This window comes from Rhizobium sp. BK456, from assembly GCF_014194045.1.
In the GTDB taxonomy this organism is placed as follows: domain Bacteria; phylum Pseudomonadota; class Alphaproteobacteria; order Rhizobiales; family Rhizobiaceae; genus Rhizobium; species Rhizobium redzepovicii.
The window spans coordinates 291,100-304,322 of record NZ_JACIAO010000005.1; the positions used below are offsets into that span (position 1 = coordinate 291,100).

11 protein-coding genes are annotated in these 13,223 nt (G+C 61.4%); 4 read left to right on the top strand and 7 right to left on the bottom strand.

All coding sequences use genetic code 11. The features are described from left to right. Positions 1 to 49 precede the first annotated feature (49 nt). On the top strand, positions 50 to 877 hold the full coding sequence (locus tag FHX03_RS16800; protein WP_183854640.1) for a DUF4274 domain-containing protein: 828 nt from the start codon (positions 50 to 52) through the stop codon (positions 875 to 877). A gap of 90 nt (positions 878 to 967) precedes the next feature. Here the strand turns inward: FHX03_RS16800 and FHX03_RS16805 are convergent, their stop codons facing one another. The 6 genes from FHX03_RS16805 to FHX03_RS16830 all read right to left on the bottom strand — a co-directional run bounded on the left by FHX03_RS16805 (position 968) and on the right by FHX03_RS16830 (position 10,038). Then, entirely contained in the window at positions 968 to 2,338 is a 1,371-nt protein-coding gene (locus tag FHX03_RS16805; RefSeq protein WP_183777949.1) for an alpha-glucosidase/alpha-galactosidase, read from the bottom strand. Between the two features lie 22 nt (positions 2,339 to 2,360). Further along, positions 2,361 to 4,028: an ABC transporter ATP-binding protein gene (locus FHX03_RS16810; protein ID WP_183854642.1), complete on the bottom strand. Its 1,668-nt coding sequence runs from the start codon at positions 4,026 to 4,028 to the stop codon at positions 2,361 to 2,363. A 10-nt stretch (positions 4,029 to 4,038) separates the two neighbouring features. Then, complete coding sequence (locus tag FHX03_RS16815; protein WP_183777947.1) at positions 4,039 to 5,178, bottom strand: ABC transporter permease; 1,140 nt, start codon at positions 5,176 to 5,178, stop codon at positions 4,039 to 4,041. A gap of 1 nt (position 5,179) precedes the next feature. Continuing rightward, positions 5,180 to 6,187 carry an ABC transporter permease gene (locus FHX03_RS16820; protein WP_183777946.1) on the bottom strand — a complete coding sequence of 336 codons (1,008 nt, stop codon included), beginning with the start codon at positions 6,185 to 6,187 and terminating at the stop codon, positions 5,180 to 5,182. 172 nt (positions 6,188 to 6,359) lie between these two features. Then, positions 6,360 to 8,447, bottom strand: a complete 2,088-nt coding sequence (locus FHX03_RS16825; RefSeq protein ID WP_183854805.1) for an ABC transporter substrate-binding protein — start codon at positions 8,445 to 8,447, stop codon at positions 6,360 to 6,362. A 124-nt stretch (positions 8,448 to 8,571) separates the two neighbouring features. Further along, positions 8,572 to 10,038: an alpha-glucosidase/alpha-galactosidase gene (locus tag FHX03_RS16830; protein WP_183854644.1), complete on the bottom strand. Its 1,467-nt coding sequence runs from the start codon at positions 10,036 to 10,038 to the stop codon at positions 8,572 to 8,574. 245 nt (positions 10,039 to 10,283) lie between these two features. Between FHX03_RS16830 and FHX03_RS16835 the strand changes: the two genes are divergently transcribed. Then, entirely contained in the window at positions 10,284 to 11,126 is an 843-nt protein-coding gene (locus tag FHX03_RS16835; RefSeq protein ID WP_131711579.1) for an AraC family transcriptional regulator, read from the top strand. 22 nt (positions 11,127 to 11,148) lie between these two features. Here FHX03_RS16835 and FHX03_RS16840 read toward each other — a convergent pair whose 3' ends face one another. Next, entirely contained in the window at positions 11,149 to 12,210 is a 1,062-nt protein-coding gene (locus FHX03_RS16840; RefSeq protein ID WP_183777944.1) for a class I SAM-dependent methyltransferase, read from the bottom strand. A 420-nt stretch (positions 12,211 to 12,630) separates the two neighbouring features. Here FHX03_RS16840 and FHX03_RS16845 point away from each other — a divergent pair, with 420 nt between their 5' ends. Together FHX03_RS16845 and FHX03_RS16850 are read left to right on the top strand one after the other, a co-directional pair. Continuing rightward, complete coding sequence (locus FHX03_RS16845) at positions 12,631 to 12,951, top strand: helix-turn-helix transcriptional regulator (protein WP_183777943.1); 321 nt, start codon at positions 12,631 to 12,633, stop codon at positions 12,949 to 12,951. Between the two features lie 3 nt (positions 12,952 to 12,954). Then, positions 12,955 to 13,215, top strand: a complete 261-nt coding sequence (locus FHX03_RS16850) for a hypothetical protein (protein ID WP_088940643.1) — start codon at positions 12,955 to 12,957, stop codon at positions 13,213 to 13,215. Positions 13,216 to 13,223 lie beyond the last annotated feature (8 nt).

A 13,223-nucleotide genomic window follows, 5' to 3' on the forward strand; every position in this document is an offset into this window, starting at 1 on the left:
AATTGCTTTGAAGGCTAATAGGCGATCGATCATTCCCAGAGGGAGAGCGATGGCCGACACATTTGACAGTTATGATGCCGAACAACGGGCCATGATCGATTGGTTGACCGGCCGGTCTCCTGATGCTCGCCATGCCATTGCAGAAAATCTGAACTTCGACTTCGCTGAAGATGTGTTCGAGTGGATCCTGACGCAGCCGGACTGCGATCTGGCAACTGCCGCGAGCTATTTCTGGCGAACAGAACCATCCGACCTTCTCGAAAATTCTGACTCCAGGAATGAAGATAGCTTGACGGTGCAGCGGCTAATAGACCGCGTCAATGCGGGCTTTTATAGCCGGTCGGAAATTTACTATGGGGGCCAAGAGCTGTGGGAAGGCGAAGAGGTGTACAGTTGGACGGTTGAAGAAGCCGAAGACCTGCGAGAGTTCGCCCGCGCCCATGGGGCTTCCAATCTTCCCTGGACTTTACCTGAGGCGCTGGTTCCGCCGTTCGGGCACCGCGCAGTTCGCATCTTAGATGAAGAAGATCCCCTTAAATCGGAAGAACTCCAAAAGCTCTTTGCCGGGCTCGGGACAGGTTCCGGACTAATTCCAGCAAGCCTGATGGCGGCAGATCCGCCTCCAAGAAGTATGCCGCAGCCAGCGCAGCAACTCAACGTCGGAAAAAGAATAGCGACGTTGCGCAGTTCGGCTTTCACGCCGCTGTACCTTTACCTCGCATTCGTTGCGGCGGGATGGGGACTTATCTATGTCTTTGACCCTCCGAGGTTCGTATATACGCTGATGATCATCTGCTGCTTGCACTTCGGGCCGATGACATTCTGGATGGTGCGATCTGAAATGAAACGGAAGACTGAGAAACTAGCGGCCCGCTAGTAGCAAACCGCCTCATCCCAACACACGCAAAAGCCCCGCGGTCGTTGCCACACCGCGGGGCTCTTTGACGCCTAACCCGGGAGAAAAAGGTCAGGCGGCTTTAACTTTGTTGGATGTGCGGGCCCATTCCGGCAGCCAGTCGCCGTGGGTGGCGAGCAGGTCGTCGACCAGCGACCAGATCTGGTCGAGGTCGAGTTCGGCTGCGGTGTGCGGGTCCATCATCGCGGCGTGGTAGATGTGCTCGCGATTTTCCGTCATCAGCGCCTGCACCGTCAGTTCCTGGACGTTGATGTTGGTGCGGATCAGCGCGGTCAGCTGCGGCGGCAGGTCGCCGATGAAGGTCGGCTGGATGCCTGAGGCGTCGACCAGGCAAGGCACTTCGGCGGCGCAATTTTCCGGCAGCGAGGTGATGCAGCCATTGTTGCGGACGTTGCCGTAGATGACGGAGGGTTCGCCGGTCCAGACCGAGTTGATGATCGAGGAGGCATATTCCTTCGAGGGCGTCACCTCGATCTTGTCGGCGCTGCGATAGGCCTCCGCCTGGCCCTTCCAGCGCTCGATCTGCTCGATGCAGCGTTTCGGATATTCATCGAGCGGAATGCCGAATTTCTCGATCAGGTCGTCGCGGCCCTCCTTGATGAAATAGGGCGTGTATTCGGCGAAATGCTCCGAGCTTTCGGTGACGAAATAGCCGAGCCGCGTAAGCATCTCGTAGCGCACCTTGTTCGGGCAGCGCGGGTTCCAGCCGGGCTTCGGCGCCCTGCCCTCGCGGTAGCCGCGGACGAGGTCGGGATAGAGGTTGCGGTAGGAACCGTCGGCCTGGCGGTGCTCGAATTTGAGGTAGAAGGCCATGTGGTTGATGCCGGCCGCGCGGTAGCGGATTTCCTCGTAGGGAATGTCGAGATCGTGGGCCAGCTCCATCGCCGTGCCCTGCACCGAGTGGCAGAGGCCGACCTGGCGAATGGTCGGATATTTCTCCGATATCGCCCAGGTGTTGATCGCCATCGGGTTGACATATTGCAGCATGATCGCCTCGGGGCAGACGGCGAGCATGTCCTCGCAGACCTTCCAGAGATGCGGCACTGTGCGAAGCCCCCGCATGATGCCGCCGACGCCGAGCGTATCGGCGATCGTCTGGCGCAGCCCGTATTTCTTCGGCACCTCGAAATCGGTGACGGTGCAGGGCTCATAACCGCCGATCTGGAAGGCGACGACGACGAAATCGGCGCCGGCAAGCGCCTTGCGCTGGTCGGAATAGGTCTCTGCCTTGGCCTTGACCCCGAGCGTCGAGATCAGCTTGTTGACGACGATGGCGCTTTCCTCAAGCCGCTGCGGGTTGAGATCCATCAGCGCGATCGTCGCGCCCGACAGCGCCGGACGCTGCAACACGTCGCCGATGATGTTTTTCATGAAAACGGTGGAGCCAGCTCCGATGAATGTGATCTTGGGATTTGCTGCCATTATAACCTCCGGCATTCGATAGTCATGCTACCTCGAAAGCGGCTTTGACGAGCCGTTCGGTGTAGGCGGTCTTGGGATGGGATAGAACTTCGTTGACGGGGCCCTCTTCGACGATCTTGCCGTGCTGCATGACGATGACGCGGTGGCAAAGCGCCCGGACGACCTTAAGATCGTGGGAAATGAAGAGGTAACTCAGACCCCGCTCGTCCTGCAGCTTGCGCAGCAGTTCGATGATTTGGGCCTGGACGGAAAGGTCGAGCGCCGATGTCGGCTCGTCGAGCAGGATGAATTCCGGCTCCAGCGCGATAGCGCGGGCAATCGCGATGCGCTGGCGCTGGCCGCCGGAAAATTCATGCGGGAAACGCGACAGGATATTGCCGGGCATGCCGGCTGAGATCAGCGCCTCGCGCACCCGGTCCTGCCGCTCGCCCTTGGTGGCGCCCAGCCGGTTGACGACGAGCCCCTCCTCGATGATCTGGCCGATCGTCATGCGCGGGTTGAGCGAGGAGAACGGGTCCTGGAACACCACCTGCATGCGGGCCCGTAGCGGCCGCATCTCGGCGCGGGAAAGCCCGTGGATCGGCTGATGGTCGAAATGGATCTCGCCGCTATCGGGCGTATTCAGCCGCAGGATCGCCTGGCCGAAGGTCGTCTTGCCGGAGCCGGATTCACCGACGAGGCCGAGCGTCTCGTGACGGCGCAGCGTCAGATCGAGGCTGTCGACGGCGACAAGCTCGCGCATCGCCGGCTTGAGGAAGGAACCGTGGCGCAGCATGAAGGCGACGCGCACGCCCTTGGCGTCGAGGATGACATCCGATCCCGCCGGCAGCGGGTTGGCCTCGCCGCGCGGCTCGGAGGCAAGCAGATGCCTTGTATAGGCGTGCTGCGGATTGGCAAACAGCGCTTCCGTGGTGTTGTGCTCGCGCACTTCGCCATGCTGCATCACATAGACGTAATCGGAAAACTGCCGCACCACCGTCAGGTCGTGGGTGATGAGGATGACGGCCATCCCCATTTCCTTCTGCAGGTTGCGGATCAGGTTGAGGATCTGCGCCTGCACGGTGACGTCGAGCGCCGTCGTCGGCTCGTCGGCGATCAAGACGTCCGGATCGTTGGCGAGCGCCATGGCGATCATCACGCGCTGGCGCTGGCCGCCGGAAAGCTGATGCGGATATTGCCGGATGCGTGCGGCGGGGTCGGGGATCTGCACATGTTCGAGCAGTTCGAGCGCCCGCTTTTCCGCATCCCTGCGGCTCATGCGGCGATGCACGCGGATCGCCTCGACGATCTGGCTGCCGATCGTATAGATCGGATTCAGCGAGCTCATCGGCTCCTGGAAGATCATCGAGATGCGGTCGCCGCGCAGCTTGCGGCGGGCCCGCTCGGAGAATTTGAGAATATTGCTGCCGTCATAGGAAACCGTCGATTTGCCGGAGACGACGGCGCGCTTCGACAGAAGCCCCATCACCGTTCTTGCGGTCACCGATTTGCCGGAGCCGGATTCGCCGACGATGGCGATGGTCTCGCCGCGATAGAGCTGGAAGGAGACGTCCTTGACGGCTTCGACCATGCCGTCCTCGACCTTGAAATTTACCGCCACATTGCGGGCGTCGATGATTGGTGCTTCCGAGCGGCCGTCATGGTCGTGGCGGACAAGCGGGGCGAAGGAATTGACCAGGGAAAGAGCCATATCAATCACCTCAATAAGGATCGACCGCGTCGCGCAGTCCGTCGCCCAGCGCATTGAAGGCGAAGACGGTGACGAGCACGAAGCCGACGGGGGAGAGAATCCAGGGATAGGAACCGATGACCGAATAGGTCGCCGTATCCTGCAGCATCAGCCCCCAGGAGATCAGTGGCGGCTTGACGGCAAAGCCGAGGAAACCGAGGAAGGATTCGAGCAGCACGACGCTCGGTATGTGCAGTGTCACCGCGACGATGACATGGCTCATCACGTTCGGGAAAATATGCTGCATGATAATGCGCTTGTCGGTGGCGCCGACCGCCATTGCCGCCCGGACATAATCGATGCGGGCAAGTGCTAAGGTCTTGCCGCGCACCTCGCGCGACATCTGCGCCCAGCCGAGCGCCGACATGACGAAGATGACGAAGGCGAGGAAGACATTGGTCGGCGCCGTCACCGGGATCAGCGAGGTCAGCGCCAGATAGAGCGGCAATTGCGGGAAGGCGAGCACCAGCTCGACGAAGCGCTGCAGCCAGATATCGAAGGTGCCGCCGAAATAACCGGAGACCATGCCGACCGTCGTGCCGATCAGGGTGACGATGAAGACGACGGTCAGCGCGATCATCAGCGAGATGCGCGAGCCGATGATGGCGCGCGACAGCACGTCACGGCCGAACTTGTCGGTGCCGAGGAAATGCACCGGCTGGCCATCGGTCGAGCCGAAGAAGTGGCGGTCGGCCGGGATCAGGCCGAACAGCTTGTATTCGGCGCCCTTGACGAAGAAGCCAAGCAGCCTCGGATTGTCGTAATCCATTCCGACGATCGGCTGGAAGGTGACCGGGTCGAGTTCCTCGGAATCCGACAGCGCATAGACGCGCGGCTGGAAGACGAAATTGCCGTCCTTGTCGTGGAAGCTCATCACCTGCGGCGGGGCGAAGCCGACATCGGTCGCCTTCGGATCCATCGGCGCGACGAAATCGGCAAAGATCGCCATGAGCAGCAGCAGCCCGACGAGGATGAGCCCGGCCATGCCGGTCCAGGAGCGCCTGAGCCGGCGCCAGACCAGGGCGATATAGCTCTCATGCCCGCGCGATGGCTTGCTGACCGAAGGTTCGGTCGTCGTCGGCGGTGGCGGCGAGGAGTCGAAAGCCAGCATCTCAGGCTCCTTCATATTGGCGGACACGCGGGTCGAGCAGCGCCAGCAGCATGTCGGCGATGATGTTGCCGACGATCAGCGTCGCCGACAGCACCAGCATGAAGGTGGCGGTGACATAGACGTCGCCGATCGCCATCGAGCCGACGATCGCCGGGCCGACGGTCGGTAGCGCGAAGATGATGGCGGTCTCGATCTCGCCGGTCAGCATGTAGGGCAGCACGACGCCCTGATACATCACCAGCGGGTGCAGCGCATTCGGCACCGCGTGGCGCATCACCACCGCCCCGCCGGAGAGCCCCTTGGCCCTGGCCGTCTCGACATATTGGGCATTCAGCGTATCGAGCAGGTTGCCGCGCATCACCCGCATATTGTAGGCGAGCCCGCCGAAAGTGGCGATCGCCACGACCGGCCAGACATGGTGGACGAGGTCGACGAATTTCGCCCAGGACCACGGCGCCCCGCCATATTGCGGCGAGAAGAAGCTGCCGATTTCGGACACGTTGAACTGGAAGACCAGCAGATAGACGATGATCAGCGCCATCAGGAAGCGCGGCACCGTCATGCCGAGAAAGGAAACCGCCGAAAGCGTGCTGTCGATCCAGCTGTATTGGCGGGTCGCCGCCCAGATGCCGAAGCCGATGCCGAGCACGGAAGCGAAGATGTGGCAGACGAGCGCCAAGAGCAGCGTGCGCGGCAGCCGCTCGGCAACGACATCGGCGACCGGCTTGTTGTAGAACATGCTGTAGCCGAAATCGCCGCGGGTGACGATGCCGCCGATCCAGTTGACGTATTGCACGACCATCGGCTTATCCAGGCCGTGTTCGACCCGGTAGGCCTGTGCCTGGGCGTCGGCCTGGGCGTAGGAAGCGCCGCCCTGGTTGATCAGCTGCGATCTTATATAGTCGGCGTAGTCGCCGGGCGGAGCCTGGATGATCGCGAAGGTCACCACGCTCAGGATGAAGAGGACGGGGATCGCGGAGGCTATGCGCACGAGCAGGAATCGTAACATCGGACGGTCCGCTTTTCCTTGCCGCCAGTCGCTCCTTGTCGGCGCGGCCGGCTCGTTGGTCATATCCGGCCGCGCGCCACGCGCGGCCGGAAGTTCATTTCAGCTGGGAGGGAGTTCTCCGGCGCGCCGCATCGGATGCGACGCGCTCAGCTCTTTGTCCTGATGACACCGATCAGTTGATCGGGCCCTTGTCGCCGGGCTTGCCGGGCAGCTGCTCGGGGAACAGCTCATATTTGCCCTGCTTGTCGGCGGCCACCCACAGACGTTCACGGATGACCGAATCTTCAGCCCAGTTGAACATGAAGATCGGGGTGCCCTGCGGCACGTTCGAGAACCGCTTGTTGATGATCAGCGCGCCCGGATATTCGGTCAGGCCCACCGTGTTGACGTGCTCGGTCGAGATCTTCTGATATTGCTTCATCAGATCGACGCGCTCGTCGTTGCTCTGGCTTGTCGTGAACTTGTTGACGACGTCGACAAGCTCGTTTTCGAAGGGCATCAGATCGAGCTTGTCATCCTTGCCGGCGCGATGTTGCCAGCTGGTGCGCGGGCCGACGGGGGCGAGCTGCTCGGTATTCTGCACCACCGACGACAGTTCCGTCGTGTTGCGCTGGATCAGCCAGTCGAAGCGGCCGGCATAATGCGCATCGTCACGCTTGGCGCCGTCGAGCGCATTGAGGACGATCTTCAGCCCGAGCTTCTCCATCTGGCCGACGACACCTTCGGCAAGGCTCTTGTCGGTCGTGTACTGATTGTTGATCAGCATGACGATTTCGACATTCTTGCCGCCGGCCGTCCCGGCCGGGAAGTTCACGATGCCGTCGCCGTCGGTATCCTTCAGCCCTGCCTTGGCGAGTTCCGCCTTGGCGCCCTTGAGATCGAAGGGATAGTAGACGGTGGAGTTGCGGTCGTAGAAGCTGGTGCCGGACGAAAGCCCGCCCGGATAGATCGCCGTGAACGGCCCCTTGACCAGCGAGTCGCCGATCGCCTTGCGGTCGAGCGCCATGGTGACGGCCTTACGGAAGTCCTCGTTGCGGTTCAGTTCGCGGATCGCCTGGCCGCGCTCGTCCGGGCTGCCCCAGCCGTTGGCGGAAAAGTTCATGCGCAGGTTATAGCCGATGAGGCGCGGCCCGAAGGCCAGGCGGGCGGGTGCCGTCTTCTCGGCGGCACGCTTCAGCGAGGCCACGAAGTTCTCCGGCTGCTCGAGGTTGGAAATGTCGGCGGATCCCGCCACCGCCTGCACGTCGCGGTCGGCCCAGGTCGAGAGCTTGTAGTGCAGCTCATTGAGGTAAGGCAGCTGATTGCCCTTCTCGTCGACCTTCCAGTAATAGGGGTTGCGGCGCAGTACGATGATATCGTCGGAGCGATATTCCACTGGCACCCAGGCGCCCATCACCGGCATGTTCATGTATTCCGGCGGGAAGGCGTTCTTGAACTGGTCGTAGGTGTTCTTCGAATATTTCGGATGCTGGGGTTTCAGGATATGCGACGGACCCGGGCAGAAGTTCGGGTAGGACATCGTGTAGAGATATTGCTTCGGGAAGGCCTCCTTGAAGGTCCATTCGACGGTGTAATCGTCGATCTTCTTCAGCGTCGTGCCGGCGCCGAAAGCCTCCGGCGAGGCGCCGCCGCCGAGCGGCGAGACGTTCGGATCGATGACTTCGTCATCCCAGTAGAACATGATGTCGTCGGCATTGAACGGCGCACCGTCAGACCACATGGCGCCTTCGACCAGGTGCATGGTCAGCTTGTGGCCGTCGGCGGACCAATCCCAGCTCTTGGCCAGGTTCGGCAGCGGCTCGGTGTCCTGGGCTTTCACCTGGAACAGCGGCGCGGTGCGCGTCAGGCATTCGGAAAGGCCGATATCGATACCGCCCCAGCCCTGCGTCTGGCCGGCGCCGTAGTTCCAGCCTTCCGGCCGGCCGCCGATGACGTGGCGCATCGTATCGCCGTAGACGCCGATGCCGTCGGGCATGTTGCCGGTTTTGAAGACCATCGGCTCCTTCGGCAGACGGTCCTTGACCGCCGGCAGCTTGCCGGCGGAGACGAAATTCTTCGTGACCCAGTCGGGCTCGTGATATTCGGGCAGCGCCTTGAACTCGAGGATGGAGTCGCGCGCCACATAGTTGATCTTGCCTTCGGCCGGGAAATCCGGTGGCACCGGCGGCACGGTTGCCTCGGAGGCATAGGCATTCACCGCCAGAACCGAGACGCCGAGCGCCAGTCCGGCCAGAATGCTTGCGTTGCGGAAATTCATGATCGTTTCTCCCTTTTGTTCCGGAGCGCGGGTCACGCGGCTCTCTTCTCCTCGAACGATATGAAGGCGGGCCCGGTGTCATGGATTTCCCTCCCGGAAACCCATGACGACCAGCCTTCACGAAATGTCAGACGGCCTGTTTCAGCGCCGCCTTTTCCGCGCGCAGCTCTTCGATCGAGCGAACGTTGCGGCGTGCAGCGCCCGCCCAGTCGCGGGTCTGCACCTTGGATTTCGACAGCCGCTCCTTGGCGGCCGGCACGGCATCGGCATATTGCGGCAGCCAGCGCGCCTGGGCAACGACCATCTCGTCGACCATCTGCCAAACCTCCTCGGGCGTCGAGACGGCGCCGACCAGCGGGTCGTGCAGCACGGCAAGCTTCAGCAGGTCGATGTCGCCTGTGATCGCCGCATGCACCGACATGCGCTGGACGTTGATCGAGGCGATGCAGGTAGCGGCACAGGCTTCCGGCAGGGTGACGCCCGAGACCATGTTGATGCCGAAGCGGTCGACGAAGCCGGGCGATTCGATGATCGCATCGGAGGGCAGGTTGGTGATGACGCCGTTATTCTTGACGTTGAAATGGCCGCGATAGACCCGGTTCGTCTCCAGCGCCTCAAGGATGTGGCTCGCATGTTCGTTCGAGCGCTTGGCGGGGTCGATCGGCTTTGAGGCGGATTCCAGGAATTGCGGGAATTCGGTCTCGAACCAGTTGCGCGTTTCTGTGGAATGGCGGAGATAGCCGCCGGTTTCGCCGTGGATCCAGTCGGACATGTCGATCCAGCGGGTGATTTCCTCCGGCCGCTTGCGGTACCAGGGCAGGTACTCCGAAAGGTGGCCGTTGCTCTCGGTGGAATAGACGCCGAACCGCTTCAGAACGTCGATGCGCAGCTTCTCCTGCTGCGAATAGACCGGATGCGCCTCGAAGGCGGCGATCAGCTCGTCCTTGCCGATCCTGCGGCCGTTGAGGCGCAGGTCGATGAACCAGGTCTGGTGGTTGATGCCGGAACAGACATAGTCGAGTTCACCCAACGACTTGGCGCCGAGCACCTCGGCGATCTGTTCGGCGCCGTGCTGGACGCCGTGGCAGAGGCCGACGGTATCGACCTTGCCGTATTCGATCGCCGCCCAGGTGTTCATCGCCATCGGATTGGCATAGTTCAGGAATTTCGCGCCGGGCTCGGCGACCTCTCTGATATCCTTGCAGAAGTCGAGGATGACGGGGATGTTGCGCTGGCCATAGAGGATGCCGCCGGCGCAGATCGTATCGCCGACGCATTGGTCGATGCCGTATTTCAGCGGGATTCTGATATCGTCGGCATAGGCCTCAAGGCCGCCGACGCGCACGCAGCTGATGATGTAGCGCGCGCCGGTCAGTGCCTGGCGCCGGTCGGTCGTCGCCGTCACCTTGGTCGGCAATCGGTTCGCCTCGACGACCCGGTCGAGGATCGCCTTGATCATCTCCAGATTATGTTCGCTGAGATCGGTCAGCGCGAATTCAACGTCGCGAAACTCCGGAACGCACAAAATGTCGGTAAACAGCTTCTTGGTGAAACCAACGCTGCCCGCACCGATGATAGCGATTTTGAAACTCATGATCTTCACCTCGACCCAATCGAATGCTACAGAAAAGACGGCCATGAAGGATCAGGCCGCATGCTAGCGCATGCGGTTGAAAAAGCCGAAAAACTGTCTGTTTTCCTCCCGGCCGCTCTTTCGGCCGTGGTCTCTTCCCTGTTTGTCGAGCGGGATTATGCCCGAAATCGGCAAGCCGACCAGAGAAGGATTATGCTTTCAGGGGTAATTTTGTGCTGCAGAATTTGATTGCCAACGGACAGTCGATGAGGACGGTTTCGCTGCCCCGCGGCCGCCAGCGATTGCATGCCATGCCGACGAGCTCCGGCTATGAAGTGCGCGAGAACGAACCCTATGACTGGGATGGCCGCAGGCGCGGCCAGACGCCCTTCACCGTGCTGCAGCACACGATCAGCGGCACCGGCCGGCTGCGCTACCAGAACCGCAATTATCGGCTTCAGGGCGGCGATACGCTGCTGGTGCTCGTGCCGCACAATCATCGCTACTGGCTGGAGAAAGGCGACCGCTGGGAATATTTCTGGATTTCGATGAATGGCGAGGAGACGCTGCGCATTCACCAGCTGGTGCTGTCAACTGCCGGCCCGGTGCTGAAACTGCAGCCCTCGACCATAGATCACCTCGCCGACTGCAGCCTGCGCCTCGTCACCGGCGCGACCTCGCCGGGGGCTGCCTCGGCGATTGCCTATGAAGCGGCGATGGCGCTCTATGACGACGTCTTCGGCTCGCCGGCCTTTGCCGCCGAACTCAGCCTGATGCAGCCGGTGATCGACCATATCAACGCCAATCTCGAAAAGCCGTTGCCGGTCAGCGAACTTGCCGGCATCGTCGGCCTCAGCCGCGCACATTTCTCGCGCAGCTTTGCCGAGAGCGAGGGCATGCCGCCGGCCGAATTCGTGCTGCAGCAGCGGCTGCAGCGCGCCGTCAAGCTTCTCACCAAAGCGGACTTCCTGCCGGTCAAGGAAGTCGCCATCATGTGCGGCTTCGAGGATCCGAATTATTTCTCCAAGGTCTTCCGCCGAGTCTACGGCACCAACCCGACGGAATTCCGCACCACCGGCATGTATGCCAGCATCGGCAAGCTGAGATAGCCGCCGAAGGACGCCGGTTGTCTTAGGCTCGCACCTCGAACACCATGTTGAACGGGGTTTCCGTGGCGCGGCGGAAATGCGTAAAGCCGGCATCGAGCGCCACCTTGCGAAGCTTCATCTCTCCCGCCTGGGCGCCGAGCCCGAGTCCCACCTCCTGCGAGAGCGATGCCGGCGTGCAGATCATCGTCGAGGCGCCGTAATAGACGCGGCCGACGGGGTTGAGATTGTCCTTGAGATGGTCATGAGCAAAGGGCTCGACGATCAGCCAGGTGCCGTTCGGTCCAAGCGTTTCCTTGACATGCTGGCCGGCGCCGACCGGATCGCCCATGTCGTGCAGGCAGTCGAACATCGCGACCATATCATAGCCGCGGCCTGGAAATTCCGCCGCCCGGCTCTGCTCGAACGTCACACGGTCACCGACACCTGCCTCTTTCGCAGCCGCCTTGGCTTTATCGATCGACGGGCCGTGGTAATCAAAGCCGGTAAAGTGGGAGGCGGGATAGGCCTGCGCCATCAGGATGGTCGAGGCCCCATGGCCGCAGCCGACATCGGCGACTTTGGCGCCGGCCTTGAGCTTTTCCTCGACCCCGGACAGGGCGGGTATCCATTCGGCGACGAGATGGCTGTTATAACCCGGGCGGAAGAAGCGCTCGGTTCCCCGGAACAGGCAGGTGCTGTGCTCGTGCCAGCCGAGGCCCTTGCCGGTACGGAAGGCGTCGGCGACCTTCGGCTCGTCCATCCACATCGATTGCACCACCTCGAAGGCGCCGACGAAGAAGGCCGGGCTGTTTTCCTCGGCAAAGACCATCGCCTGCTCCGGCGTCAGGCTGAAACGATCGGTTTTTTCGTCATAGACGATATAATCAGCCGCAGCCTGGGCGCTCAGCCATTCCCGAAGATAACGCTCCTTCACCCCGGTCTTTTGCGAAAGCTGCTGGACGTTCATCGGCGTCCCATCGGCCATCGCCTTGAAAATTCCCACCTTGTCGCCCAGCACGACCAAGGCGCCCGACATGGCGGCGCCGACATCACCGACCAGCCGGCCGACGAGTGCATCGAGTTTCTGCATATCCGGCTCACGCATTGTTTCCTCCCACGCGCGTGTTTCAGGAATTTAAAAATTAGACTTTAATAATATTCAGTCAATCAACCTTCCCTTTCAGGGCATAAATCTGAAGTATTAAGGGTCGAAAGAATGCGGGGGGTGGAGTAACACGCGGGGTAGCTGTCAGACGCAACCGGAGCGCTGTGCAGGTGGGTTTGTGGCCCCTCCCCAACCCCTGCCACAAGGAGGAGGGGCTAACCCGCAGCATCCTTTCTGCAGATGAAACGTTGAAGTGAAAAGCGTCGGGAGCGGCATATAAGCCCCTCCCCCTTGTGGGGAGGGGTCTTGGCCAATCGCGAACCTAACAGCCGTGCTCACCATCCATGCTCTCATCATCGCTTGTGCAAGATTGCATTTTTTATATAATCCGTCCCACGACACTTTCGACGCAAGGCTATCATGACGGACCTGTCATCCGCCCAATGCCGCGCCGCGCGCGCCCTCCTGGCCTGGTCGCAGGACGATCTCTCCTCGGCCGCAAACGTCGCCAAGGCGACGATCGCCAATTTCGAGGCGGGCAAACGCTCGCCCTATGACCGGACCCTTCAGGATATGAAGCAGGCCCTGGAAGCCGGCGGCGTCGTTTTCATCCCGGAAAACGGTGGAGGGGCCGGTGTGCGCCTTGCCAAACGCGCAAATTCGATCGACACCAACGAGGCCGAAACGGTTCAATATGAAGAGTATCTCGAAAACGACGCGCCGCCCGGCGCGGGTGGCTGACTAATGACAAAGAAAGAAAAGCTGGAACACTCGGAATTGGCCGGAGAATTTACCGATGACGGGATCACCGTGCTCGTCGATATCTTCCGCACATCCGGCAGCAATGAAGACTGGACGATGGAAGTCGTCACCCAGGCCGAGGATCTGATCCGCTGGGACGAACCCTTTGCCACTGACCGGGAAGCTTTCGACGAATTCCTCGCCACTGTCGCTCGCGATGGCATTCGATCCTTTCTCGACGATGAAGAGCCGTCCGTTCACTGAGGAATCGT

What these genes read in the sequence shown, in the direction of transcription:
- FHX03_RS16800 (WP_183854640.1), top strand. Translation starts at nt 50, where the DNA reads ATGGCCGACACATTTGACAGTTATGATGCCGAACAACGGGCCATGATC.
- FHX03_RS16805 (WP_183777949.1), bottom strand. Translation starts at nt 2,338, where the DNA reads ATGGCAGCAAATCCCAAGATCACATTCATCGGAGCTGGCTCCACCGTT.
- FHX03_RS16810 (WP_183854642.1), bottom strand. Translation starts at nt 4,028, where the DNA reads ATGGCTCTTTCCCTGGTCAATTCCTTCGCCCCGCTTGTCCGCCACGAC.
- FHX03_RS16815 (WP_183777947.1), bottom strand. Translation starts at nt 5,178, where the DNA reads ATGCTGGCTTTCGACTCCTCGCCGCCACCGCCGACGACGACCGAACCT.
- FHX03_RS16820 (WP_183777946.1), bottom strand. Translation starts at nt 6,187, where the DNA reads ATGTTACGATTCCTGCTCGTGCGCATAGCCTCCGCGATCCCCGTCCTC.
- FHX03_RS16830 (WP_183854644.1), bottom strand. Translation starts at nt 10,038, where the DNA reads ATGAGTTTCAAAATCGCTATCATCGGTGCGGGCAGCGTTGGTTTCACC.
- FHX03_RS16835 (WP_131711579.1), top strand. Translation starts at nt 10,284, where the DNA reads ATGAGGACGGTTTCGCTGCCCCGCGGCCGCCAGCGATTGCATGCCATG.
- FHX03_RS16840 (WP_183777944.1), bottom strand. Translation starts at nt 12,210, where the DNA reads ATGCGTGAGCCGGATATGCAGAAACTCGATGCACTCGTCGGCCGGCTG.
- FHX03_RS16845 (WP_183777943.1), top strand. Translation starts at nt 12,631, where the DNA reads ATGACGGACCTGTCATCCGCCCAATGCCGCGCCGCGCGCGCCCTCCTG.
- FHX03_RS16850 (WP_088940643.1), top strand. Translation starts at nt 12,955, where the DNA reads ATGACAAAGAAAGAAAAGCTGGAACACTCGGAATTGGCCGGAGAATTT.